Raw genomic sequence first — 22,006 nt, forward strand, 5'->3', positions numbered from 1 at the left:
TCCATCCTCGGAGGGCCTCGACCCCTATCCAGCGACCGACGCGCCCAACCCGACTACACTCTCAGCTGCGAAGAGCCGGAAAACTGTCGCTCGGCGAGATCAATTCGCTGGAGGAATTGCAAAAGAGTTTCGCTGAGAATGCGGTCCCGCTGACACTCGAGGAGACGACTGCTGCGAACTACCAGGAGTTCCTGGCCAATCGCAGAGCCACGATGGCCGAGTATATTCGCGACTACTACTTTTCACTTTGACAATGTGAGTTGCGACGCCGAGCGTCCGATCTCGTCAGCGTTCGACGACGACTCCGTCGGCATCGGCGAAGACCATCGCTCCGGGACGGATCGTCGCCCCGCCGAACTCGACGACGATGTCCTGCTCTCCGTCGCCGGTCTTCCCGCTCTTGCGCGGATTGCTCGCCAGGGCCTTGACGCCGAGGTCGAGGGTGGCGAGGACCTCGCGGTCGCGGACGGCGCCGTTGATGACGACGCCGACCCACCCGTTGCCCAGGGCGAGTTCGGCGATCATGTCGCCCATGAGCGCGGTTGCGATCGATCCGCCGCCGTCGACGACGAGGACGGAGCCGTCGCCCGGGCCCGAGAGGACCGACTTCACCAGCGCGTTGTCCTCGAAGCAGCGGACGGTGCGGGCCGGCCCCGAGAACGCGACCTTGTCTCCGAAGTCGATGAAGTTGAGCGCGATGGAATGGAGTTCGGGACCTCGTTCGTCCCAAAGGTCGGCGGTCGAGACGGTCACATGTCCTCCACAGTCATTCGGCGGCGCGGGCGGTCTGCTCATTGCTCACGAGCTCCCAGACGTGATCGTCGGGATCGTGGATGTAGGCGGTGTGCGAGCCGTCGAGGTCGACCGGCGGGTCGGCGCGACCTCCGGCGGCTGCCGCCCGCTGGGCGACGTCATCGACCTCGCCGGGGGAGGTGATCGCGCACGAGACGATGACCGCACCGGGAGCGGGGACGGCCGCGGTGCCGACACCCGCACGGTCGAGGTAGGTGCGGTACTCCGCCTCGGCGATGAGGAAGAGGGAGAGGTGGGGGAGTTCGAAAGCGACGATGATGTCGTCGGCGTCGGAAGGCTCGAGGTCGAAGCACTCCCGGTAGAAGCGCAGAGAGCGATCGAGGTCGGCGGCGGGCAGGCAGACGACGACGGCAGCGGGTCTCATGCCAGCACCGTAGCACGGGACCGAACCCCCTCACAGGGGCCCGGCGTGATTGGCCCAGGTCCCGGCGTTGTCGATAGAGTAGAGGGGTGCCTTCTTCCGTTTCGACCCTCCGGCAGTCCGTCCGCGACGCCGTTTTCCCGAAGTCGAAGCTCATGACGACTCTGTCGAACGGCACGAACGGGTGGATGAGTTCCTGGGGGACGAACGCCCACGGTGAGATCGCCGGCTGCCCGCCGCCGCGCCGCTGACACGCGGATCCGCCCTCTCGGGGTGGATCGACGCGCCCGCGCGCCCTCATCCCATCTCTGCGAAAGCGACCTCACCGATGTCTTCGGCCACCCCTGATTCCTCTGCTCCTGCTCGTTCCCTCCGCCAGACGATCGCCCGTGTGCTCAAGCACGACGCCGTCGGCGGCATCCTCCTGCTCGCTGCGACCGCAGCCGCGATCGTCCTTGCGAACTCCCCGGCGGCCGACTGGTACGAGAGCCTCCGCTCGACGAAATTCGGCCCCGAGTCCCTCAAGCTCAACCTCTCGGTGAACAGCTGGGCTTCGGACGGGCTGCTCGCGATCTTCTTCTTCGTCGTCGGCCTCGAACTCAAAGAGGAGTTCGTCGCCGGCAGGCTGCGCGACCCGAGGACCGCGGCGATCCCGGTGGCCGCTGCCATCGGCGGTGTCGCCGTGCCCTCGCTGCTCTACGTGCTCGTCAACCTCGATTCGGGCGGCGGTGCACTCAACGGCTGGGCGATCCCCGCGGCCACGGACATCGCGTTCGCCGTGGCGATCATCGCGATGGTCGGCAGATTCCTGCCGCCCGCGCTGCGGACCTTCCTCCTCACCCTCGCCGTCGTCGACGATCTCCTCGCCATCGCCATCATCGCGGTCTTCTACACCGACGATCTGGCATGGGCCCCGCTCGGCCTCGCGCTGCTTCCGCTGCTCGCGTTCGGCTTCGCCGTGCAGCGGGGGATCCACGCGTGGTGGATCCTCATGCCGCTCGCGTTCGCGACCTGGACCCTCGTCCATGCCTCCGGCATCCATGCGACGATCGCCGGCGTCCTCCTCGGATTCACCGTGCCGGTGGCAGCGAAGGCGCGTCGCGGGAAGGTGCGCCGCGGGAAGGCGGCTGAGCGCGGATTCCACGCCCATGACGGCATCCACGGCGCCGAGGGGCACGGGCCAGCCGCCCGCTTCGCCGATGCCTGGAGCATCCCCTCCGCGGTGATCGCGGTGCCGATCTTCGCGTTCTTCGCCGCCGGGGTCGACGTCGGCGGACTCTCGGGCCTCGCCGAATCACTGGTGAGCCCGGTCGCCGTCGGGATCATCCTCGGGCTCGTCCTTGGCAAGCCGGTCGGCATCGCGGTCTCGGCCTTCGTCGTCACGCGGATCCGAGGATTCTCCCTCGACCCCACGTTCCGGTGGGTCGACCTCATCGGCGTTTCGTGCCTGGCCGGAGTCGGCTTCACCGTGTCCCTGCTCATCGGCGATCTCAGCTTCGGCGAAGGCGACGACCGCGCGCAGATCGTCAAGGTCGGTGTGCTCTGCGGCTCCCTTCTCGCCGCGCTCATCGGGGCCGTCTGGCTCGCCGTGCGCAACCGGCACTACCGTCTGGCCGGTCGCACCCACGATCTCGTCCGCGACGGCGGCATGACGCGCTCGTCCGCCTGAGGGCGACGGTGCCCTCGCGGAGGTGACCGGTCACCGGTCGCCTCCGCCGACGGCGTGTCGGGCGCCGATTCCCGAATCGGCCAGGCTTCCTGTATCCGAATCCGTTCTCACCGGGCAAAATGGAGATGACACACTCATCACCGATGGAGGCACGCGATCATGTCCGAGACTTCCGAACCCGCAGACGAGCCCACCGAGACCACCGGCCCCACGGCCGAGGAGCTCGACGCCCAAGCCGCCGACCGCGCTCACCAGGACGAGCTCGTCGAGGAATGGGGAGACGAGTCGTTCCCTGCCAGTGACCCGCCGGAGAACTACTGATCCGATGAGCCGCTCTCGTCGTCGGACGGGGGCGGCTCTGTCTTTCGGGCCGAGCCGGAAACCGGGCCGGTCTCGTCGTCGAGGCGGCTGGGCGGGCGGCGGCGCACCGTCACCGACCACCGGCCGGCGGCGTCGAGGGCATTCGTCACCCGTGCCCCCACTCCCGGGCGAGGGCGAACTCGATGAGGGCCTCCACCCGTGCGGGCAGGGTGATGCCTGAGGGCCAGATGACCTCGACGCCGACCGGCTCGACCGCCGGCTCGATCTCCTTGATCACCAGGGGGTAGCCCTCATAGCTGGCGGGATTGCGCAGGCGCTGGACGAGCACTCCATAACCGAGCCCGCGACCGACGAGCGTGCGCACGACCTCGTAGCTCGTCGTCCGGTGCCGCACCTTCGGCTGGAGGCCGCGGTCATGGAACATCGAGAGCGTGTGCTGGCTCGACGGGGGCGAGTCGAGGAGGATCATGTCGCGCTCGACGAGGTCCTCGAGGCGCACCGTCTCCCGGTCGGCGAACGGATCGTCGGCGGCGAGGACGACATGGGCGGGGAGGTCGAAGAGGCGTACGTGGTTGGGGGTGCCGGGGATGAGCGTCTCGTAGACGAAGGCGACGTCGATCTCACCCGATTCGAGACGTCCCGCGAGGCGGTCCTGCGTGGTCTCGACGATCTCGAGGCCCACCCGCGGGTGCTGGTCGCCGAACTCGGCGAGGAGGACGGGGAGGATCACCGGCGCCAGGGTCGGATAGCAGCCGATCGTCACCGGCCCCGCGAGTTCGCCGTCGGTGGTCGTGAGTTCGCGCTGCAGTTCGTTCGCCTCGGCGATGAGGGTCTGCGCGCGGGCGACGACCTGCTTTCCTGCGGCCGTGAGGACGAGTCCCTGCGCCTTCCTCCGCACGCACAGATGGGATTGGAGCTGATGCTCGAGCGCGGTGATGGCGTCCGAGATCGCCGAGGAGGAGACATGGAGTTCCGCCGCTGCGGCTGAGATCGTGCCCAGGCGGGCTGCCGTGACGAGGTAGGAGAGCTGGCGCAGGCTGAAGTTGGGGACGAGGTCTGCATGCATATTCGACTTTTCCGAACTAGTAATGCGATTAATTCCGCTTTTCCTTTTCTTCCATTCTCCACATACTGGTCTGTGAACGCCATCACAGATCTCGAAGATGAGGGGGAGACAACGATGACTTCTCAGCTCCACGCCGACGCGCCGCAGACCGCGGACCAGGTTCCGGTCGCCGATTGGGTGACGATCCCCGACCTCTACGCGGACCCGTTCCCCATCTACGAACGACTGCGCGCCGAAGGCGGAGTCCACTGGGTGCCGTCGGTCAACCGCTACCTCATCACCAGCTATGAAGCGGTCAGCGAGACCGAGCACGACCAGGAGGTCTACTCGGCCAACGAGAAGGACTCACTGCAGATCCGTGCGATGGGCCACTCGATGCTCCGCCGTGACGATCCCGAGCACTATGCGCAGCGCCGCGCCTGGCAGCCCGTCCTCAAGCCGGGCTACGTCAAGCGGATCTGGACGAAGATGTATCGCGAGGTCGCCGAGGACCTCCTCGCGAAGCTCATCGAGAAGGGTCCGGGATCGGACCTCATCTGGGACTTCGCCGCCCCGTACGCCGCCGAGACGCTGCGGCGGATGATCGGGCTCTACAACGTCGGCCAGGAGGACATGCAGCGCTGGTCCCAGACGCTCATCGACGGCGTCGGCAACTACTCCGACGACCCCGTCGTCTGGGCGAAGGCCGAGCGGTCCTTCAACGAGGTCGACCTCGCCCTCGACGAGATGCTCGACCACCACCTCACCCACCGCGACGACTCCCTCCTCTCCGGGCTGCTCTCGATGCCCGGGGACAGGATGCCGATCGAGCAGATCCGAGCGAACATCAAGATGACGATCGGCGGGGGACTCAACGAACCCCGCGACGCCCTCGGAGTCGCAGCCCTGGCGATGTTCGAACACCCCGAACAGCGGGCCGCGGCCATGGCCAACCCTGCTCTGTGGGCGACGGTCTTCGAGGAGACCATCCGGTGGATCGCCCCCATCGGCATGTACTCCCGCCAGGTCACCCGCGACACGGTCCTCGCCGGCACCCCTCTGCCGGCGGGTGCAAAGCTCGGCATCTGCGTGCTCTCAGCCAACCGCGATGAGACCGTCTGGGCCGAGGCCGAGAAGTTCAACATCCATCGCGAGGTCAAGCCCCACCTCGCCTTCAGCAAGGGCGTCCACGTCTGCCTCGGCAACTGGGCGGCCCGAGCCGAGATCGCCGACGTCGCCCTGCCGCTGCTCTTCAACAGCCTGAAGGGCCTCGAGATCGACACCACGCAGGAGACGACAATCGGCGGATGGGTCTTCCGCGGCATGCTCACGCTGCCGGTGACGTGGACCGGGGCCACAGCCGGACCCGACTACGGTGCCGCCGTCACCGGGGGGACCACCTCGGCGGGGGAGTCGGGCACTGACCGCGGACCCGGACCCAAGGTCGCCGTCGTCGGCTCCGGACCGTCGGGCTGCTTCTCCGCGAAGGAGATCCTCCGTCAGGTTCCCGGCAGCTCCGTCGACGTCTTCGACCGACTTCCCGTACCGTACGGACTGCTGCGCTACGGTGTCGCCGCCGACCACCAGGGCACGAAGTCCGTGTCCACGCAGTTCGACCGACTCTTCGCCGACCCCCGGGCCCGCTTCATCGGCAACACCGAACTCGGCCGCGACATCTCGATGGACGACCTCAGGTCGAACTACGATGCCGTCGTCCTCGCCAGCGGACTCTCCCACGACCGCGACCTCGCGGTGCCCGGAGCCGACCTCGACCGGGTCTATCGGGCAGGCACCCTCACCCGGATCCTCAACGGTCACCCCGACGAGGCGGCCGCTCCTGCCGTGACCCTCGGCTCGCGTGTCGCCATCGTCGGCCAGGGCAACGTCGCCGTCGACATCGTCCGCCTCCTCACCAGTCAGGACGAGACACTCGAGGGCAGCGACCTCGACGACCGCGTCTACCGGCCGCTGCGCGCCGACATCTCCCGCCTCGACGTCATCGGCAGGTCGGGGCCGAGCGCGGCGAAGTTCGATCCGGTGATGATCCGCGAACTCGCCCGCGTCCGCGGACTCCGACACGTCCTCCACGGTGTCGACCTCGAGACCACCGCCCCGGGCAAGGACGCGAAGTTCGACGCGCTGCGCGACCTCCTCGATCCCGCGATCGACGGCCATGCCTCCGGTGCATCGATCGAGGTCCACTGGTGGTTCACCGCCGTTCCGGAAGCGATCACCGGAACCGACGGCGCGGTGTCCGGCATCGACATCGACGTCGCCGGGGAAGCCGTCCACCTCGAGGTCGATTCGGTGATCACAGCGATCGGCTTCGTCCGCGACACGGCCACCGTCGCCCGCCAGGGCATCTGCCCGGTCTCGCCGATCCCCGGCGACGGACGGATCAGCGATGGTCTCTTCGCGATCGGCTGGCTCAAGGGCAACGGCCGCGGCACGATCCCCGACCAGCGCACCGAGGCGAAGACGCTCGCGGCGTCGATGGCCGCCGAGGTCAACGCCGGGACGATCTCGACCGGCGCTGCGGGGCTCGACCCCGGTGCGCAGTCCACGGACTTCGACGGCTGGCGTCGCATCGACCTCCGCGAGCGCCTCGGCGCGGGTGTCGGGCGCTGCCGGTCGAAGATCACCGACCGACAGGAACTGCTCTCCGCCGCGCGGGATGAGAGCCTCGACGCGCAGCTCGAGACCTCCTCGGGCAGCGTCGGCCACGACCTTGCCCCCGACGTTCCGCTGACGATCCTCTTCGGCACCGAGTCGGGCAATGCGGAGCTCGTCTCCGAGGAGCTAGGGGCGTTCATCGGAGAGCGCGACGACCTCGTCATCGCCGACCTCGCGACGCTCAGCCCCGCCGACCTCGACCCGAACCGCTTCCACCTCGTCGTGTGCTCGACCTACGGCGACGGGGAGGTCCCGAGCTCGGCGAGGGAGTTCTACGCCCAGCTGCAGGAGGGCGACGTCGACCTCACCGGGGTGCGGTTCGCGGTGTTCGGGATGGGCGATGCGAGCTATACGAAGACGTACTCGCGCGGCAGCGAGCTCCTCACCGAGGCCCTCGAGGCCCGAGGCGCGACTCGGGTGGGCGAGTACGGTCGCCACGATGCCAGCGGCACCGTCCCCGCGGGGGAGGCCGCATGCGAATGGGCGGAAGGAGTGCTCTCGAATCTGACGACAGAACACTCTCCTGCCTGACCCGCGCCACGGGCAGGGCTCACTCCACGACCGCGTTCCACGAGCCCTGCCCGCCGGCGCTGTGCTCCACTCCACGGCCACAGCACTGCAATCACGATCGAACAAGGACGTTCTCATGACTGTCACTCACGGAACCACGCCGCAGGCGAAGCGGACTCAGCGGAAGGTCGCCTTCGCCACCGTCATCGGCACGACGATCGAGTGGTACGACTACTTCACGTACTCGACCGCCGCTGCCCTCGTCTTCGCCCAGCTCTACTTCGCGCCCGCCGGCGAGGCGGGCGCCCAGATGCTCTCCTTCGCGACGATCGGCATCTCGTTCCTCTTCCGGCCCCTCGGCGCGTTCCTCGCCGGGCACTTCGGTGACCGGCTCGGGCGCCGTTTCATCCTCGTCGTCACGCTTGTGACGATGGGTGTGGCGACCGCGCTCATCGGCCTCATCCCCACCTATGCGGCCATCGGCGTCGCCGCTCCGATCATCCTCATCCTGCTCCGCATCATCCAGGGGCTGTCCGCGGGCGGCGAATGGGGCGGTGCCGCGCTGCTCGCCGTAGAACACGCCGAGGTGACCCGGCGCGGCCGAGCCGGGTGCTACCCGCAGCTCGGCGTGCCCTTGGGCATGCTGCTCTCCTCGGGCGTCATCGCGCTCATGACCGGCGTCATCTCGCCCGGGGATGCGTTCCTCGAATGGGGATGGAGGATTCCGTTCCTCCTCTCCGTCGTCCTCATCGGCGTCGGCTACTGGGTGCGCCGCACGGTCGAGGACACGCCGGTGTTCCAGGAGATCCAGGAGGAGTCGGCCAAGCGCAAGGCGCCGATCCTCGTCCTCTTCAAGAAGCACCTTCCCCTCGTCATCGTTGCGGCCCTCATCTTCGCCGGCAACAACGCGAGCGGCTACATGACGACCGGCGGCTTCGTCACGAAGTACGCGACCGACCCCGTCGGCTTCGCCCCCATCGATGTGCTCCTGGCGATCACCTTCGGGTCGTTCGTGTGGCTGCTCTCGACGGCCGTCTCGGGTTACCTCGCCGACGCCATCGGGCGGGTGAAGACCTACGTCTTGGGCTTCATCATCCTCATCGTCGCCGCGTTCCCGCTGTTCTGGCTCATCAACACCGGCAACCTCGGGCTCATGTACCTTGCGCTCGGTGTCTTCTCCATCGGGCTCGGCCTCTCGTACGGGCCGCAGGCGGCCCTCTACGTCGAGCTGTTCCCCGCCTCGATCCGCTTCAGCGGCGTCGCGATCTCCTATGCCCTCGGTGCGGTCATCGGCGGAGCGTTCGCCCCGACGATCGCTCAGGCTCTGCTCGAGGCGACCGGGACGACCGCTTCGGTGTCGCTCTACCTCGTCATCATGGCCGGCATCTCGCTGTTCGCCGTCTCCCTGGTCAAGGACCGGCGCGGCATCGATCTGTCAGTGAACAACGAAGACGCCCAGACTGTGGGGGTGTGGCGCCGGGGCTGACCTCGCCGAGGCGGCCGTCGGACATCGACGGTCGCCTCGCCGGTCAGTTCGGAGGCCTCGTCGGTGCCCTGGGCCGGTTGCTCGGGGCATCGATCCGTGCGCAGAATCAACGACTTGCGTGTCGCCAGTCGGGGGTCCGCGCCATGACGAGGAATCAGGGGCCTGCTGCCGGCGGAGGGGCTCAGCCGGTCGACGGCGGTCGCATCGCCGGCAGCTGAGCGCGTTCGACGATGACGGCGATGTGGACGCGGTTGCTCGTGTCGAGCTTGATGTTGATCCGATTGAGATGCGTCTTCACGGTCGCCTGACTCATGAACATCGTGTCGGCGATCTCCTGGTTCGACAGGCCCTGCGCGACGTAGACGGCGATCTCGAGCTCACGTTCGGTGAGGTCGGCGAGCAGCTCCTCGGCTTCGCGCTGCATCGTGCGCGCTGAGCGGGACGTGGCGTTTCCGATCAGTCGTCTGAGGGCGACAGGGGAGACGAACGGCTCATCGGCGTGGACTCTGCGGATCGCCTCGGCGAGGGCGGAGGGGCCGATGTCCTTGACGAGGTATCCGGCGGCTCCGGCCTCCAGAGCGCGATAGAGGTAATCGTCGCTGTCGAAGCTCGTGAGCGCGACGACCTTGGGCGGGCGGACGCTGTTGGTGAGCCGTTCGATCGCCTCGATCCCGCCGATGCCGGGCATCCGGATGTCCATGAGGACGATGTCGGGGAAGTGGAGGGCGACCTGGTCGAGGGCGTCCTCACCGCTGAGCGCCGACCCGACCGTCTCGATGTCGTCCGTCGTGCTGAGGATCCCCTTGATCCCGGTGACGACCATCGGGTCGTCGTCGACGACGATGACGCGGATGGGATCGGCGGTCTGGGTCATGGACGACAGACTACCGGAGGGTGATGACACCGGTGACGACTGCGGTATCAGGCCGGGTCGGTCGGTTTCAGCCTCGGCGGGGGAAGGGCGGGAGGATCACCTCGACGACGAAGTCGCCGTCACGAATACCGATGTGCGCCTCGCCGTCGAGCATGACGGCCCGCTCGCGGATGCCCTCGAGGCCGGATCCCGAACCGGACGTGGACAGTGGACGGCTCGCCGGGGCACCGCCGCGGGAGAACGGCGGGGCCGACGGCCGGGCAGGAAGCACCTCGGCGCCGGTGTCGCGATGGCCGTGACGCGGACTCGGCACAGGCGCGGGATTGACGATGATGAGATGGCCCCCGCGGTCGGCGGAGACCGAGACCTCGACCGTCACAGGCGCTCCGGGGGCGTGCTTCATCGCGTTCGTCAGGGACTCCTGGACGATCCGGTACACAGCTCGGTCGAAGCTCGTCGATGCGCTCTCGACGTCCTGGATGATGATCGAGGGGCGCACGATCGTGCCGGTGGCCTGCACCGACGTGATGAGCTGGGGGATCGAGCGCATCGAGGCCAGGCTCGGGGGAGTCGACTGCTCCTTGTGCGGGCCGGCGCCGGCCAGCGTGCCCTCACGGACTCCGCCGACGAGCTCGCGCAGATCCTCGAGGGAGGCGTGCGCCTCCTGCCGAAGCGCCGAGGCGGTCGACGCGACATCGGCGCCGTCCTTGCTGCCGAGTTCGAGGGCACCGCTGTGGAGGGAGATGACGGAGAGGCGGTGGGAGAGCGTGTCGTGGAGTTCGCGCGCGAGCAGTTCGCGTTCGGACTGGCGCGCGAGTTCGGCCGAGAGCGATTCGTTGCGCTGTGCCTCTCGATCCGCGCGGGCTTCGACCGCTCTCATCCGCTGGGTGCGCCGGATGAGATACCCCAGTCCGAGGCTGAGACCGAGAGCTATGGTGCCGATGCCGATGGTCACGACGTTGACGGCGAGGACGGTGTCTTCCGGAGGTGTGGGGAGCGCGGGATTGCCCGGCTGCACCGCTGAGGAGATGACGAAGAAGCTGAACGGATTGAGTGCCGTCGGGGAAAGGCAGTGTCGCACTATCGAACCGATGACGACGACGGAGCCGGTCACTGCGGCGATGACCGCACTGCGGCGGGACCCCCGGATGATGAGGTGGAACAGTCCGATGAGCATGAGGAGGCAGTCTCCCCACGCCAGTGCCGGGACGAGCCCGACGAGGAAGGGCACCCACGGCCATCTGCGGCGCATGAACACGGTGCCCCACATCGGCAGGAGCAGGATGACGAGGAGGACGCCGATGACGCTGAGAATGCCGTCGCCGAATGCCAGTGTGTTCGCCGTCAGAGCCATCATCGAGGTGAGATAGCCGGAGACGAAGATGACGATCCCGATGAGGATGCTCCCGGTGATCCGCAGCCAGCGCGGGGTCGAGCCGCGCCGACCCGACGCCGAGTGGGTCGCCGATCGGCCGTGCTCAGCCGCCGACCGACTGGTCACGTTGCCTGCAGGAGGCGACCACTGGAGCTGCTGTCCGCTCGTCGCCGCGGGACCGTGCCCCATGGGTGTCGACTGGACGGGATGGCGGGGAGGTCGCGGAGGGATGTTGAGCGCAGGTCGGCGCACGTCCGAACCGTGGCGGCCCGGGGGTGCGCCGTCGCGATCATGCGGCAGCATGCTGCCGGGGTGCTGAGGAGCGCGCGGAGCCCGGGCCGGCTGCGGCGACTGAGCCGGCTGCGGCCGGTGCTGCTCCGGCGGGGGTGGTTGACCTGACACGGATGAATCGTATCGGCAGGGTCTGACACGCGTAGTCCACCGATCGGGTGAAGAGCATCAACCGATCGGCTCGCCTGTTCGATCCGATGGGCGGACGCGCAATCCTGAGAATTCCCCGAGGCTGAACGGGTCAGAATTATTCGCCCCTGCAAGGAGCATCATGTCGAATCCGCCCGACCCATATCCCCAGCAGTCCGGTCCTCAGCAGAACTCTCCCCAGCCGCCCGGTCCCCAGCATCCGGCAGGTCCCCAGCCATCAGGTCAGACTCAGTGGTCGCCGCAGTACGCGGCACCGCAGTACGCCGGTCAGCCGCAGCCCGGTCAGCCTCAGCCCGGTCAGCCTCCCCAGTGGGGCCTGCAGCCGCCGGCCGGCCCCGGCGGCTATCCGGGAATGCACCCGGGGCAGAAGCCTCCGAAGCAGAAGAAGCCCCTGCTCAAGCGCTGGTGGTTCTGGCTCCTCGTCGTCCTCGTCGTCATCATCTTCTTCAGTGCGATCTCCGGAGGCGGCGGAGACGAGACCGAGGACACAGGCTCGACCTCGTCGCAGGGTGGCTCCGACGGTGGTGCGGCAGAGGAGCAGGACACCGGTGTGAAGCCTGCGGAGGACAAGCCCGCCGAAGAGAAGGCCGAGGCCGCCCCCGAGTACGGCATCGGCGATGCCGTCACCGCCGATGGGTGGGAGATCACCGTGAACAAGGTCGAGGACGGAGTCTCGAGCGTCGGTTCGGAGTATCTGAACACTGAGGCGCAGGGCCAGTTCGTCACGGTCTCCCTGTCGGTGAAGAACACTAAGAGCTCACCCGAGTACTTCTTCGAGGACAACATCAAACTCGGTGACGACAAGGGCAACACGTACTCCTCTGACTCGGAGGCGGGCATCTACGCCGACGAGGACTCGATCCTCTTCCTCGAGGAGATCAACCCGGGCAACACCGCTGAGGGCGTGCTCGTCTTCGACGTCCCTGAGGACGTCACCCCGGACCGACTCACCTTCGAAGGCGGCATCTTCTCCGATCCCGTGGAGATCTCGCTCAAGTAGTCAGGCGGATCGGCTGCCGTGGGAGCTCGCAGTGGTGCCCGGTCCGATCGGGCCGGGCACTGCTGTTCTCCGTCGGTTCTCAACGGTGACAATCTGACCCGTGGTGAGGGCAGCTGTGCTCACGCCCCCAGTTCCACGCCACGATCGGTGACCTCCCTGGCCGCCCCGAGTGTCTGACCGAGGAAGCCGCGGCCGAAGAGCCTGACATGGGCGAGCAGAGCGAAGAGGTTGTGGGCCGGAAGGTCCGCGCGCCACGATTCGGGCATCGGATGGACTGTTTCGTACCCGGCGAAGATCTCGTCGAGGAACGGAGTGCCGAAGAGCGCGAGCATCGCGAGATCCTCGAGACGGTGCCCACCGTGGGCCGCCGGGTCGATGAGCGTCCCGCCGGCCGGCGTCCACATGAGGTTGCCCGACCAGAGGTCGCCGTGGACTCGAGAGGGGGATTCCGCGCCGGAGCCGGCGATGCCGTCGAAGGCTCCTGTCCCGACTGCTGTGATCGCCGAGGCGACCGTGGCATTCTCCTCGGGCGTGAGCTGATCGGCGATGTCGTCGGCCACCGGCTGCAGGCGCTGGTCCACCCAGAAGTCGGAGAACGACGACGTCGGCTTCACCGGCACCTCGAAGGGGGAGTCCAGGGGTCCGAACCATGCGGGTTCCGCCGGTGCCCACCCGAACGCCGGTGCGCCGGAGTCATGGAGGTGGGCGAGTCTGCGTCCGAACTCCGCAGCAGCCTCGGGGCTGGGCGGGACGGAGGTGAGCCGTTCGAGCCGGAGGACGTCCTCACCGACGTTGATGACGTCGACGACAGGGATGACCTCGGGTGCGGAGAGCCACTTCAGGCCGGCCGCCTCGGCGGCGAAGAACCCGTGCGGGGCACCTGAACGCTGTTTGAGGAAATCACTCATGGCCCCAGGCTAACGGGACGTGCCGGACGACCTGCACGGGTCCGGGTAGTCTGGCTGAATGTCCTACGCTGGCATCGATCTGGCTGCCGATCCTCGGCGCACAGGCGTCGCCGTCATCAGCTCGGGATCGCCGATCCGCGTTGAGTCCGTGATCGTCGGCGCTGACGACGACGATGTTCTCCACGTCATCGACTCAGCCGAGAAGGCCGGGGTCGACGTGCCCGTAGGCTGGCCAGACCCCTTCGTGCAACTGATCAGCGACCATGCCGAGCACGGACTTACGGTACCGTCCTCGACGGGTCCCGACTGGCGTCGGAACCTCGCAATGAGGACGACCGACATCAAGGTTCGTGAGCGAACCGGCCGAGTTCCGCTGAGCGTGTCGACGGATCGCATCGCCTACCCGGCTCTTCGCTGGGTCGGAATCGAAGCACGCCTGCGCGCGGAGGGAGTCGACGCAGCCAGGGACGGCTCCGGTCGGGTCTGCGAAGTCTACCCGGCAGCAGCACTGAGCTGCTGGACCCTGCCGAGCAGAGGATACAAGGGGACGGGCAGTGAGCATCGTCGCACGGAGATCGTCGATCGACTTTCTGTGTTGTTTCCCGAACTCTCATGGAACGGCCACGACCATGAGTGCATCCGCGATGACAACGCCCTTGATGCCGTCGTGTCGGCCCTCATGGCACGAGCCGTCGCGACCGGCAAGGCTGTGGGGCCACCGGAGGGTATCAGCGAAATCGTCCGCCGAGAGGGCTGGATCTGGCTGCCGATGCCGTGACAGTCGTCCGGTACCGCGCTCTCATCCTCTCGGCCCGGTGCCCAACTGCTCCCGCGCCGCCGCCAGATGCTCCTCATCGTCCGTCTCGAGCGCGAAGAGTCCGAGGTCGACGGCCGCCGTCGAGAACAGGTGCGCGCAGTGTTCGGCGAGCTTCGGCCACACCTTCCCGCCGTTCTCGACGTAGCGGTCGACCGTGAGGTCGAAGGCCTCCGGCGACACGCTGGCCTGGTGGAAGGCGAAATCGCGGGCGGGGTCGCCGACGGCCGCCGTCGTCCAATCGAGGAGTCCGAGGATCGTCGGGCCCTCCATGACCTGGTGTGCGGGATAGATCTCACCGTGAGTCACGGTCGTCCACGTCGGCCAGTACCGGTCGTCGGCGAGCCAGGCCCTCCACCTGTCGAGGAGTTCTTGCGAGACCTCGAACTCGGCGGCGACGGCGGCGATCTCCTCGCGTTTGCGGGCCCTCACCTCGGCGGGGGATTCGATGGGGATGCCGGAATCGGCCACGATCTCCTCATCGACGGCGTGGAGTTCGGCGAGGACGTCGCCGAGGGAGCGTGCATAGTCCGCGGATTCGAGGTCGAAATGCCACCGAGGCTGTCCCGCGTCATCGATCGACAGCCCCGGAGAACCCGGGAGCAGGGGATAGGCGATGAGGTCATCGGTGTGGATCTTCCAATCCGGGACCGAGAAGCTCAGCTCAGGGCCGATGGCAGCGAGCAGGCGTCCTTCGACGCGGGCGCGGTCGGCGGCATCCGAACGGCGGGGGATCCGCATCACCCACGAACGGCCGTCGGCCGCCTCGGCGATGGCGACACGGAAGTCGAGGCCGAGTTCGCTGACGACGATCGTCGACGGGTCGATCTCGAGGCCGTGGGCGGCGGCCAGGTCGCTGATGGGGATGGTGGGGGCGGGGCTGGGGTGCATCCCACCACTGTCGCTGACCCGCGACACGAAGTACAGCAGACTGGCGGAAAGATGCCTGGCTGTGACGAAGTTGTGTCATACGGCAAGACATATTCGCAAATACACTTGCCGGTATGGAGGTGCCGTGCAACGATGAGAGGAGCACCGATGTAGTAGTCGAGCCGGCCGAAGAGGGTCGACCGCACTGAAAGGAATTGGGCGCATGAATGGATCCACCATCCTCTGGATCGTCGTCGCAGCTGTCGTCGTCATCGTCGCCATCATCGTCATCGTCGCGGTGAGCCGGAGGGCGGCGGCGAAGAAGCGCGAAGCTCAGCGTCAGGAGGCAGCGCAGATCCGCCAGAATGTCGCCGAGTCCAGCCCGCGCACCGAGGCCTACGAAGCTGAAGCCGGAACCGCCCGCTCCCGCGCCGACCAGGCATACGCGGAGGCCGAGGCGAAGGCGGCGGAGGCCCGTCAGCGCGAAGCCGAGGCACAGGAGGCCGCGGCCAAGGCCGAGCAGTACGACGTCTCGGCCAGCCACCTCGAACAGTCCGCAGAGAAGTCGCGGCTCGAGCAGGAGCGCGACCTCCGCCGCGCCGACGAGCTCGACCCCGATGTCGATGAGCGCACAGGAGAGCGCAGGACCGACCGCGACGCCGACGCTCGCGACTGGGACGTCGATGACCGCGATCAGGACGGTCGCAATCTCAATGACCGCGACGGCCGCGGCTGGGACGACCAGAGCACCCGTGACCGGGACGGCCGCGGCTGGGATGACCAGAGCACCCGTGACCGGGACGGCCGCGGCTGGGATGACCAGAGCACCCGTGACCGGGACGGCCGCGGCTGGGACGACCAGAGCACCCGTGACCGCGACGGCCGCGGCTGGGACGATCGTGATCAGGACGGCCGCGACGGACGCGGCTGGGGCGACCGCGATCGCGACGGCCGCGGCGTCGGAGCTGCCGGTGTGAGCGATCGCGACGACCAGTACGACCGCGACGCGGGCGGTGCCGGCAGGTACGACCGCAACGCCGGTTACGGCAGCACCGACGGCCTCGCCGCCGACGGCGTCGATGGTCGTGATCCCCGCGCAGCACAGGGCGTCGGATCCGATCGTTACGATGGCCGCGACCCGCGCGGTGCCGACCCGTACGAGTCGAACCGATACACCGGTGATCAGGACCCCGACCGCCGGTTCGCCCCGAATCAGGGCGATGTCAACGGAGACGGACGGTACGCCGGGCACCAGGGCGACCCGAACCAGGCCGACCCGTACGCGGCCGACCCGGACCAGGGCGACCTGAACGCAGTCGACCCGACCCGTCCGCGCCGTCTCGACCCGAATCAGCCCGACGTCGACGGCCGCAACCCGAACGCCCCCAGGCACTGAGACCCCCGCGCACCACAACGAAAGGAAGTCATCATGCTCGCCACAATCCTCTGGATCATCGCCGCGATCCTCGTCATCTCAGGAATCTTCGCCATCTTCCGGAAGCAGATCCTCTGGGGTGTCATCCTCATCGTCGTCGGACTCCTTGTCGGACCGGGTGGGGTGAGCATCTTCGCCTAGCCGGGCCCTCCGCTCACGGCGCCCCGATTCCCCTCGGATCGGGGCGCCGTGCTGTGAGCGCGACACCGATGAGCAGCTCCCACGCGATGATCGCGTAGAACCCGATCCGCTCCCACACCCCGTCGGCGAGGATCGTGCCCGCCACCACCCGCACGTCGATCTCGAGCATGACGATCCCGAGGAATCCGACGACTCCGAGCGCGATGCTCACCGCGCCGAGGCGGACGTCGGTGGAGGTCCGCCCGCGACGGCGGAGAAGTGCTGCGCCGGCGACGATCACCGCTGCCTGACCGCCGAGAAGCGCGAGCCCGGCGCCGAGGAGGTGGACCCACCCGAGCCCGGCCGCGATGGTCGCCTGACCGCCATGGACGGCGGCGATGACGACCATCCCGAGCCCATGGACGAGCGCGAAGACGACGAACACACGACCCAGCGGCTGTCGGGAACTGCGGACGGCGAGCACCGCCCCGAGCGCGAAGAGCACGCCCTGGACGCCGAAGCCGAGCGTCATCACCGGCCAGAGCGGGGAGTCGATGCGGCGACCGGCGAGGACCTCGACATCGGGGACGCCGAGGTCGCTGACGTAGTTGACCGCGTACGAATAGTTCGGGAAGGCCGACGCTGCGGCCGCCTCGGCGAGGAGATAGACCAGACCCGCCCCCGCCCAGCAGATTCCGGCGATCCGCAGTTGGCGTTCCGGCACAAGGAGACTTTCCCTCATGCCGACCATGGTAGACCTGCCGGCGCGCCCCTATCGTGTGGCTGCGGCCAGGGTCTCCGGATCCGCCGAGGCGGTCGGACGACTGCGCCCTGTCGCCGTCATCATCGCCGTCCGCAGGGCTGCCGCCGGATCCACCGGGCGGACTGCGCAGTTCCACGCGATGATCCGGTCGGGTCGGACGAGGAGGGCGCCGGAGTCCGTGAGGTCGCTGATCGCCGCCCACCGGTGGAGGACGTCGTTGCACTCACCGCCCATGCTCACCTGCGCGGTGCGCAGGGAGACTTCGAGCTCGCCGGCGACCGTCTCGGCAGCCTCTGCCCAGCCGGAGTCGTCGTGGCCGGTGATGAGCGTCCACCCGCCGGAGCCGACGAGATCGAGCGTCGAGAGCCGCTGCCGGTCGCGATCGACCCAGGCGTGGGGCAGCGGCGACCCGGGTCGGGTCGAGGGTACGTGGTCGAGGTCAGGGTCGGGAGCTGCGGCTGAGGAACGAGCCCCCGCCGAGGCGGTCGTTGGCTCGGAGTCGGACCGGCCCCGTTCATCGTCGTCGGCTTCGGCGGGCACGATGCCATCGGAGACGTAATACTGGCCGAGTTCGATGCCGAGGGCGTTGAACTGGTAGTTCTGCAGTTCGACGGCTTCGATGAGCTCGCGGCGCCGAGCCGGGTCGTCGAAAAGTCCGTTGAGGCTCGCCCACCCCTCCTCGGCGGTCTGACCCGGCGCGAAGCCGAGCGCCTGCGCGATCGGTCCCATGTCGACGACGCTCTTCATCGCCCGGTCGACGACGCGCCGCCCGACGGGCTGACGCTCCTGACTGTAGGTCTCGAGCAGTCCCATCTCGGCCTCCCCGCGCAGCTCCGCCGAGAGCTTCCACCCGAGGTTGTACGCGTCCTGGATCGAGGTGTTCGTTCCCAGGCCGTTGGCCGGCGGGTGCCGGTGGGCGGCGTCGCCGGCGAGGAAGGCCCGGCCCTTCCGGTACTCGTCGGCGACGACGTGGTTGATCTGCCACTTCGAGACCTGCTTGATGCTCACCTCGACGTCGGGGTCGCCGATCGTCGACTGGGCGAGCGCGACGAGCGCCTCGTCGCTCGTGTCAGGTTCGCCCTCGGCGGGGTCGTACATGCACAGGAGGACCCACTCGGTGAAGGGCCTGACGTTGATCCACGTCCCCGAGCCCACCCAGTAGTCGTTGCCCGGCTGCGCCATCCAGTAGAGGGTGCCGGGCCGGTAGTCGCAGTACTGCGTGAGGTCGGCGTCGAGCCAGATATTCAGCGCCGCGCCGAGCCCCGACTCCCCGGTGAAGGAGAAGTCGAACTCCTCGGCGACCGTCGAGCGACCGCCGTCGGCGCCGACGATGTACTGCGCGAGGATGAGCGACTCCTCCCCGGTGTCGCGGTTGCGCACGGTCGCCTCGACGCCCTCGGGCGTCTCGACCGCGGAGACGAGCTCCGTGGAGAACCGCAGGTCGGCCCCGAAACTGCGGGCCGCCTCGGCGATGACGGGTTCGAGGATGTGCTGAGGGATGTTGCACATCGCGCTGGGACTGGCGATCTCGTAGTCACCCGAGCGGGCGCTGCCGGTGCCCCACGTCTCGAGACGGGCGATCTCCTGCCCGGCGAAGCTCGTCGCCCAGACGTTGTTGCGCATGAACGCGTTCGGGGTGGCCACGGCGATGACGTCGTCCTCGATGCCGAGATCGCGGAAGACCTCCATCGTGCGCTGGTTGGTGATGTGCGCCCGGGGCGAGTGCGCGGTCGTCGGATAGCGGGTGATGGTGATCGCGTCGATGCCGTCGCGGGCGAGGATCGCCGCGAGCGTGAGTCCGGTCGGGCCGGCCCCGACGACGAGGACATCGGTGCGGGAGGGAGCGGGAGGAGGGGTCATTGCTCGTTCTCCTTCGGACGAGAATGCGGACGGGGCGACCGCCTCGGCGAGGGCGGGACACCGTCGCGCCGATTCGGTATAATTAATCATGATGAATTTGTGGCTTCAAGAGTGCCCGGTCAGGGACCGTGATGTCAAGCACGTCGGGTAACCTCGTGCCAGGCACTGTCGAGCAGAGGGGAGAAGGACGATGACGAGCGAGACCAGAGCCCTGACGACCTCGCCGGTGGACAGGGCCGTCGCGCTGGTCTCGGACCGCGCGAGTCGCCTCGAGCCGGGACAGCGACTGGGGACGAAGGGCGCCCTCCAGGTCGAGTGCGGCGTCTCGAAGGGGACATTCAACGAGGCCCTGCGCCTGCTCCAGCATCGGGGGATCATCACCCTGCGCCCCGGGCCCGGAGGCGGACTCTTCGCCGCCGAGCCGACGCCGATGGCCAGACTGGGCAACTCGCTGCTCGCCCTCGACGCCGACTCGACGACCGTCGAGGACGCGATGCGGGTGCGCGACTCGCTCGAACCCCTGCTCGCCTCAGATGCCGTCGACCACGGCTCGCTCAAGGACGTCCGGGATCTCTGGGAGCACATCGGGCAGATGCGCGCTGCCGTCGAGGCCGAGGACGCCAACCGGTTCCTCGAGGCGAACTGGGGACTGCACCGGCGCATCGCCGAGATCACTCCGAACCAGTTGCTGCGCTCGATCTACCTCAACCTCATGGCGATCATCGACGACCACACGCTCGACGTCCTGCCCGTCGCCGACACTCCGCTCGAGTCATTCATCGCCGAGCGCCTGCAGCTGCACATCGACATCGTCGAGGCCATCGAGGCCCGCGACCATGACCGAACCGCCGAGCTCATGCGGGTGCACGCGGGAGGCTGAGCGCCACCGCACCGGGCGCACCGGTCGCGACCGGGGCCGACCAGCGGTCCTGACCGGGGCTGAAGGCGGACCGGGACGGACCCCTCGATAGACTGGCTGGCATGTCGAGGATCTCCTGTCCGACCCTCTCCACTCGGGTCGTCACCGCCGCCGAGGCGGCCGCGTACATCACCGACGGCGACCGCGTCGCCATGAGCGGGTTCACCGGCTCCGGCTACCCCAAGGCCGTGCCCGGCGCGCTCGCCGAGCACGCGCGGGCCGAGCATGGCGCCGGGCGCGACTTCCGCGTCGAACTGTGGACCGGGGCATCGACGGCACCGGAGCTCGACGGGGTCCTCGCCGAGGCGGGGGCGGTGAGCAAGCGCCTTCCCTTCCAATCCGACCCGGCGATGCGGCAGTCGATCAACGACGGGAAGACCGAGTACATCGACACCCACCTCAGCCATTCCGCGCAGCAGGCGTGGTTCGGCTTCTACGGCAACCTCGACGTCGCCGTCGTCGAGGTCGCAGCGATCCTGCCCGGCGGTCTGCTCGTGCCCGGCAGCTCTGTGGGCAACTCGAAGACGTGGCTCGACCTCGCCGACAAGGTCATCCTCGAGGTCAACTCGTGGCACCCGCGTGCGTATGAGGGATTCCACGACGTCTACTACGGCACGAGGCGACCGCCCGAGCGCCTGCCGATCCAGCTGCTCGAGCCCATGCAGCGCATCGGCGATCCGTATCTGCGGGTCGACCCGGCCAAGGTCGTCGCCGTCGTCGAGACGCACAGCCCGGACCGGAACCTCCCGTTCAAGCCCGTCGACGAGGACTCGAAGGCGATCGCCGCCCACCTCGTCGACTTCCTCCGCCATGAGATCCGCGCCGACCGTCTGCCGCCCTCCCTGCTGCCGCTGCAGTCGGGGGTCGGCAATGTCGCCAACGCCGTCATGGCCGATCTCGCCGACAGCGAGTTCGAGGGGATGCGCGCCTACACCGAAGTGATCCAGGACGGGATGCTCGATCTCATCGACTCCGGCAAGCTCACCTCGGTCTCGGCGACGGCGTTCTCGCTCTCGGCCGAGCGGGCGGCGGACTTCAACGCGAACATCGAGGCGTACAAGGGACGGATCCTCCTGCGCACCCAGGAGATGTCGAACCATCCCGAAGCCGTCCGCCGCCTCGGCGTGGTGGCGATCAACGGGATGGTCGAGGCCGACATCTACGGCAACGTCAACTCGACCCACGTCATGGGGTCGTCGATCATCAACGGCATCGGCGGGTCCGGGGACTTCGCCCGGAACTCCTACCTCAACTTCTTCGTCTCGAACTCGCTGGCCAAGGGCGGGGCGATCTCCTCGATCGTGCCGTTCGCCAGCCACATCGACCACACCGAGCACGACACGCAGATCCTCGTCACCGAGCAGGGACTCGCGGACCTGCGCGGCATCTCCCCGGTGGCCAGGGCGAGGCGAATCATCGCGAACTGCGCCCACCCGGACTACCGCGACCGGCTCGAGGACTACCTCGAGCGGGCGATCGCAGCGAACCCGCACGGGAGGCACACGCCGCACCTCCTCGGCGAGGCCCTGTCGTGGCACGAGAGGTTCCAGGCGACCGGGCACATGTGAGTGCGCCTGGACGGGGATGCCGGGCGAGCGGGGTCGCCGTGTTTGGCATCGCCTCGGCGGGAGTCGCTTCGAAGGGGGACCGGGAACCCTCCACTCTGTAATACTGCGCCGCAAACCTGTCCACCATGGATAGTGCGGATGGGACGAGCGTCACTAGAGTGTCTGAGCAGGCCGGACCGAA

21 protein-coding genes are annotated in these 22,006 nt (G+C 68.2%); 12 read left to right on the forward strand and 9 right to left on the reverse strand.

The genetic code is table 11. The features are described from left to right. Window positions 1-251: hypothetical protein (locus tag EZE58_RS17185; protein ID WP_205772074.1), on the forward strand; the 251-nt coding region annotated here is incomplete at its 5' end. Between the two features lie 34 nt (window positions 252-285). Here the strand turns inward: EZE58_RS17185 and rraA are convergent. Beyond that, the gene (gene rraA, locus EZE58_RS02855; protein WP_167559775.1) at window positions 286-795 is read right to left on the reverse strand and encodes a ribonuclease E activity regulator RraA; all 510 of its coding nucleotides are present in this window, start codon (window positions 793-795) and stop codon (window positions 286-288) included. After that, window positions 767-1,177 (reverse strand): VOC family protein, encoded by a 411-nt coding sequence (locus tag EZE58_RS02860; protein ID WP_063250576.1) that lies wholly within the window; start codon window positions 1,175-1,177, stop codon window positions 767-769. The genes rraA and EZE58_RS02860 overlap by 29 nt, the downstream gene beginning before the upstream one ends. A gap of 86 nt (window positions 1,178-1,263) precedes the next feature. Between EZE58_RS02860 and EZE58_RS02865 the strand changes: the two genes are divergently transcribed. The 3 genes from EZE58_RS02865 to EZE58_RS02875 all read left to right on the forward strand — a co-directional run bounded on the left by EZE58_RS02865 (window position 1,264) and on the right by EZE58_RS02875 (window position 3,164). Continuing rightward, window positions 1,264-1,425, forward strand: coding sequence for a hypothetical protein (locus EZE58_RS02865; RefSeq protein WP_162909073.1), 162 nt, complete (start codon window positions 1,264-1,266; stop codon window positions 1,423-1,425). 140 nt (window positions 1,426-1,565) lie between these two features. Beyond that, complete coding sequence (nhaA, locus tag EZE58_RS02870) at window positions 1,566-2,843, forward strand: Na+/H+ antiporter NhaA (protein WP_222125952.1); 1,278 nt, start codon at window positions 1,566-1,568, stop codon at window positions 2,841-2,843. A 159-nt stretch (window positions 2,844-3,002) separates the two neighbouring features. After that, on the forward strand, window positions 3,003-3,164 hold the full coding sequence (locus tag EZE58_RS02875; protein ID WP_162909074.1) for a hypothetical protein: 162 nt from the start codon (window positions 3,003-3,005) through the stop codon (window positions 3,162-3,164). Window positions 3,165-3,309: 145 nt separating this feature from the next. On the opposite strand, the gene EZE58_RS02880 is transcribed toward EZE58_RS02875, so the two are convergent. Then, the gene (locus tag EZE58_RS02880; protein ID WP_119296607.1) at window positions 3,310-4,230 is read right to left on the reverse strand and encodes a LysR family transcriptional regulator; all 921 of its coding nucleotides are present in this window, start codon (window positions 4,228-4,230) and stop codon (window positions 3,310-3,312) included. Window positions 4,231-4,344: 114 nt separating this feature from the next. Here EZE58_RS02880 and EZE58_RS02885 point away from each other — a divergent pair, with 114 nt between their 5' ends. Together EZE58_RS02885 and EZE58_RS02890 are read left to right on the forward strand one after the other, a co-directional pair. After that, window positions 4,345-7,413 carry a cytochrome P450 gene (locus EZE58_RS02885; RefSeq protein ID WP_131248385.1) on the forward strand — a complete coding sequence of 1,023 codons (3,069 nt, stop codon included), beginning with the start codon at window positions 4,345-4,347 and terminating at the stop codon, window positions 7,411-7,413. A gap of 115 nt (window positions 7,414-7,528) precedes the next feature. Continuing rightward, on the forward strand, window positions 7,529-8,878 hold the full coding sequence (locus EZE58_RS02890) for an MFS transporter (protein ID WP_063250580.1): 1,350 nt from the start codon (window positions 7,529-7,531) through the stop codon (window positions 8,876-8,878). 181 nt (window positions 8,879-9,059) lie between these two features. Here EZE58_RS02890 and EZE58_RS02895 read toward each other — a convergent pair whose 3' ends face one another. Further along, entirely contained in the window at window positions 9,060-9,752 is a 693-nt protein-coding gene (locus EZE58_RS02895) for a response regulator transcription factor (protein ID WP_009374749.1), read from the reverse strand. A gap of 67 nt (window positions 9,753-9,819) precedes the next feature. After that, window positions 9,820-11,316, reverse strand: a complete 1,497-nt coding sequence (locus EZE58_RS02900; protein WP_009374750.1) for a histidine kinase — start codon at window positions 11,314-11,316, stop codon at window positions 9,820-9,822. Between the two features lie 373 nt (window positions 11,317-11,689). Between EZE58_RS02900 and EZE58_RS02905 the strand changes: the two genes are divergently transcribed. Then, window positions 11,690-12,568 (forward strand): DUF4352 domain-containing protein, encoded by an 879-nt coding sequence (locus EZE58_RS02905; protein WP_227007308.1) that lies wholly within the window; start codon window positions 11,690-11,692, stop codon window positions 12,566-12,568. A 119-nt stretch (window positions 12,569-12,687) separates the two neighbouring features. Here the strand turns inward: EZE58_RS02905 and EZE58_RS02910 are convergent, their stop codons facing one another. After that, window positions 12,688-13,476: a fructosamine kinase family protein gene (locus EZE58_RS02910; RefSeq protein ID WP_009374752.1), complete on the reverse strand. Its 789-nt coding sequence runs from the start codon at window positions 13,474-13,476 to the stop codon at window positions 12,688-12,690. A 58-nt stretch (window positions 13,477-13,534) separates the two neighbouring features. Here EZE58_RS02910 and EZE58_RS02915 point away from each other — a divergent pair, with 58 nt between their 5' ends. Next, the gene (locus tag EZE58_RS02915) at window positions 13,535-14,254 is read left to right on the forward strand and encodes a DUF429 domain-containing protein (protein WP_009374753.1); all 720 of its coding nucleotides are present in this window, start codon (window positions 13,535-13,537) and stop codon (window positions 14,252-14,254) included. Window positions 14,255-14,275: 21 nt separating this feature from the next. On the opposite strand, the gene EZE58_RS02920 is transcribed toward EZE58_RS02915, so the two are convergent. Continuing rightward, a complete protein-coding gene (locus EZE58_RS02920) occupies window positions 14,276-15,181 on the reverse strand; it encodes a macrolide 2'-phosphotransferase (RefSeq protein WP_009374754.1) in 906 nt (301 codons plus the stop codon). A gap of 202 nt (window positions 15,182-15,383) precedes the next feature. Between EZE58_RS02920 and EZE58_RS02925 the strand changes: the two genes are divergently transcribed. Both EZE58_RS02925 and EZE58_RS02930 read left to right on the forward strand, forming a co-directional pair. Continuing rightward, window positions 15,384-16,556 carry an ifapsoriasin-like protein gene (locus EZE58_RS02925; protein ID WP_009374755.1) on the forward strand — a complete coding sequence of 391 codons (1,173 nt, stop codon included), beginning with the start codon at window positions 15,384-15,386 and terminating at the stop codon, window positions 16,554-16,556. Between the two features lie 33 nt (window positions 16,557-16,589). After that, the gene (locus EZE58_RS02930) at window positions 16,590-16,736 is read left to right on the forward strand and encodes a GPGG-motif small membrane protein (RefSeq protein WP_009374756.1); all 147 of its coding nucleotides are present in this window, start codon (window positions 16,590-16,592) and stop codon (window positions 16,734-16,736) included. A 13-nt stretch (window positions 16,737-16,749) separates the two neighbouring features. Here the strand turns inward: EZE58_RS02930 and EZE58_RS02935 are convergent, their stop codons facing one another. Next, window positions 16,750-17,457 carry a DUF998 domain-containing protein gene (locus tag EZE58_RS02935; RefSeq protein ID WP_205772075.1) on the reverse strand — a complete coding sequence of 236 codons (708 nt, stop codon included), beginning with the start codon at window positions 17,455-17,457 and terminating at the stop codon, window positions 16,750-16,752. A 30-nt stretch (window positions 17,458-17,487) separates the two neighbouring features. Next, window positions 17,488-19,338: an FAD-dependent monooxygenase gene (locus EZE58_RS02940; protein ID WP_009374758.1), complete on the reverse strand. Its 1,851-nt coding sequence runs from the start codon at window positions 19,336-19,338 to the stop codon at window positions 17,488-17,490. Between the two features lie 190 nt (window positions 19,339-19,528). Here EZE58_RS02940 and EZE58_RS02945 point away from each other — a divergent pair, with 190 nt between their 5' ends. Together EZE58_RS02945 and EZE58_RS02950 are read left to right on the forward strand one after the other, a co-directional pair. Further along, complete coding sequence (locus EZE58_RS02945; protein WP_009374762.1) at window positions 19,529-20,218, forward strand: FCD domain-containing protein; 690 nt, start codon at window positions 19,529-19,531, stop codon at window positions 20,216-20,218. A 101-nt stretch (window positions 20,219-20,319) separates the two neighbouring features. Continuing rightward, window positions 20,320-21,825 (forward strand): acetyl-CoA hydrolase/transferase family protein, encoded by a 1,506-nt coding sequence (locus EZE58_RS02950; protein WP_144587946.1) that lies wholly within the window; start codon window positions 20,320-20,322, stop codon window positions 21,823-21,825. The last annotated feature ends 181 nt before the right edge of the window (window positions 21,826-22,006 follow it).

The sequence above is a fragment of the Brevibacterium sp. LS14 genome (genome assembly GCF_012027885.1).
In the GTDB taxonomy this organism is placed as follows: domain Bacteria; phylum Actinomycetota; class Actinomycetes; order Actinomycetales; family Brevibacteriaceae; genus Brevibacterium; species Brevibacterium casei.

Coding starts and splice junctions, on each gene's coding strand:
- rraA (WP_167559775.1), bottom strand. CDS start 795: ATGAGCAGACCGCCCGCGCCGCCGAATGACTGTGGAGGACATGTGACC.
- EZE58_RS02860 (WP_063250576.1), bottom strand. CDS start 1,177: ATGAGACCCGCTGCCGTCGTCGTCTGCCTGCCCGCCGCCGACCTCGAT.
- EZE58_RS02875 (WP_162909074.1), top strand. CDS start 3,003: ATGTCCGAGACTTCCGAACCCGCAGACGAGCCCACCGAGACCACCGGC.
- EZE58_RS02880 (WP_119296607.1), bottom strand. CDS start 4,230: ATGCATGCAGACCTCGTCCCCAACTTCAGCCTGCGCCAGCTCTCCTAC.
- EZE58_RS02885 (WP_131248385.1), top strand. CDS start 4,345: ATGACTTCTCAGCTCCACGCCGACGCGCCGCAGACCGCGGACCAGGTT.
- EZE58_RS02890 (WP_063250580.1), top strand. CDS start 7,529: ATGACTGTCACTCACGGAACCACGCCGCAGGCGAAGCGGACTCAGCGG.
- EZE58_RS02895 (WP_009374749.1), bottom strand. CDS start 9,752: ATGACCCAGACCGCCGATCCCATCCGCGTCATCGTCGTCGACGACGAC.
- EZE58_RS02900 (WP_009374750.1), bottom strand. CDS start 11,316: ATGGGGCACGGTCCCGCGGCGACGAGCGGACAGCAGCTCCAGTGGTCG.
- EZE58_RS02905 (WP_227007308.1), top strand. CDS start 11,690: ATGTCGAATCCGCCCGACCCATATCCCCAGCAGTCCGGTCCTCAGCAG.
- EZE58_RS02910 (WP_009374752.1), bottom strand. CDS start 13,476: ATGAGTGATTTCCTCAAACAGCGTTCAGGTGCCCCGCACGGGTTCTTC.
- EZE58_RS02915 (WP_009374753.1), top strand. CDS start 13,535: ATGTCCTACGCTGGCATCGATCTGGCTGCCGATCCTCGGCGCACAGGC.
- EZE58_RS02920 (WP_009374754.1), bottom strand. CDS start 15,181: ATGCACCCCAGCCCCGCCCCCACCATCCCCATCAGCGACCTGGCCGCC.
- EZE58_RS02925 (WP_009374755.1), top strand. CDS start 15,384: ATGAATGGATCCACCATCCTCTGGATCGTCGTCGCAGCTGTCGTCGTC.
- EZE58_RS02930 (WP_009374756.1), top strand. CDS start 16,590: ATGCTCGCCACAATCCTCTGGATCATCGCCGCGATCCTCGTCATCTCA.
- EZE58_RS02935 (WP_205772075.1), bottom strand. CDS start 17,457: ATGAGGGAAAGTCTCCTTGTGCCGGAACGCCAACTGCGGATCGCCGGA.
- EZE58_RS02940 (WP_009374758.1), bottom strand. CDS start 19,338: ATGACCCCTCCTCCCGCTCCCTCCCGCACCGATGTCCTCGTCGTCGGG.
- EZE58_RS02945 (WP_009374762.1), top strand. CDS start 19,529: ATGACGAGCGAGACCAGAGCCCTGACGACCTCGCCGGTGGACAGGGCC.
- EZE58_RS02950 (WP_144587946.1), top strand. CDS start 20,320: ATGTCGAGGATCTCCTGTCCGACCCTCTCCACTCGGGTCGTCACCGCC.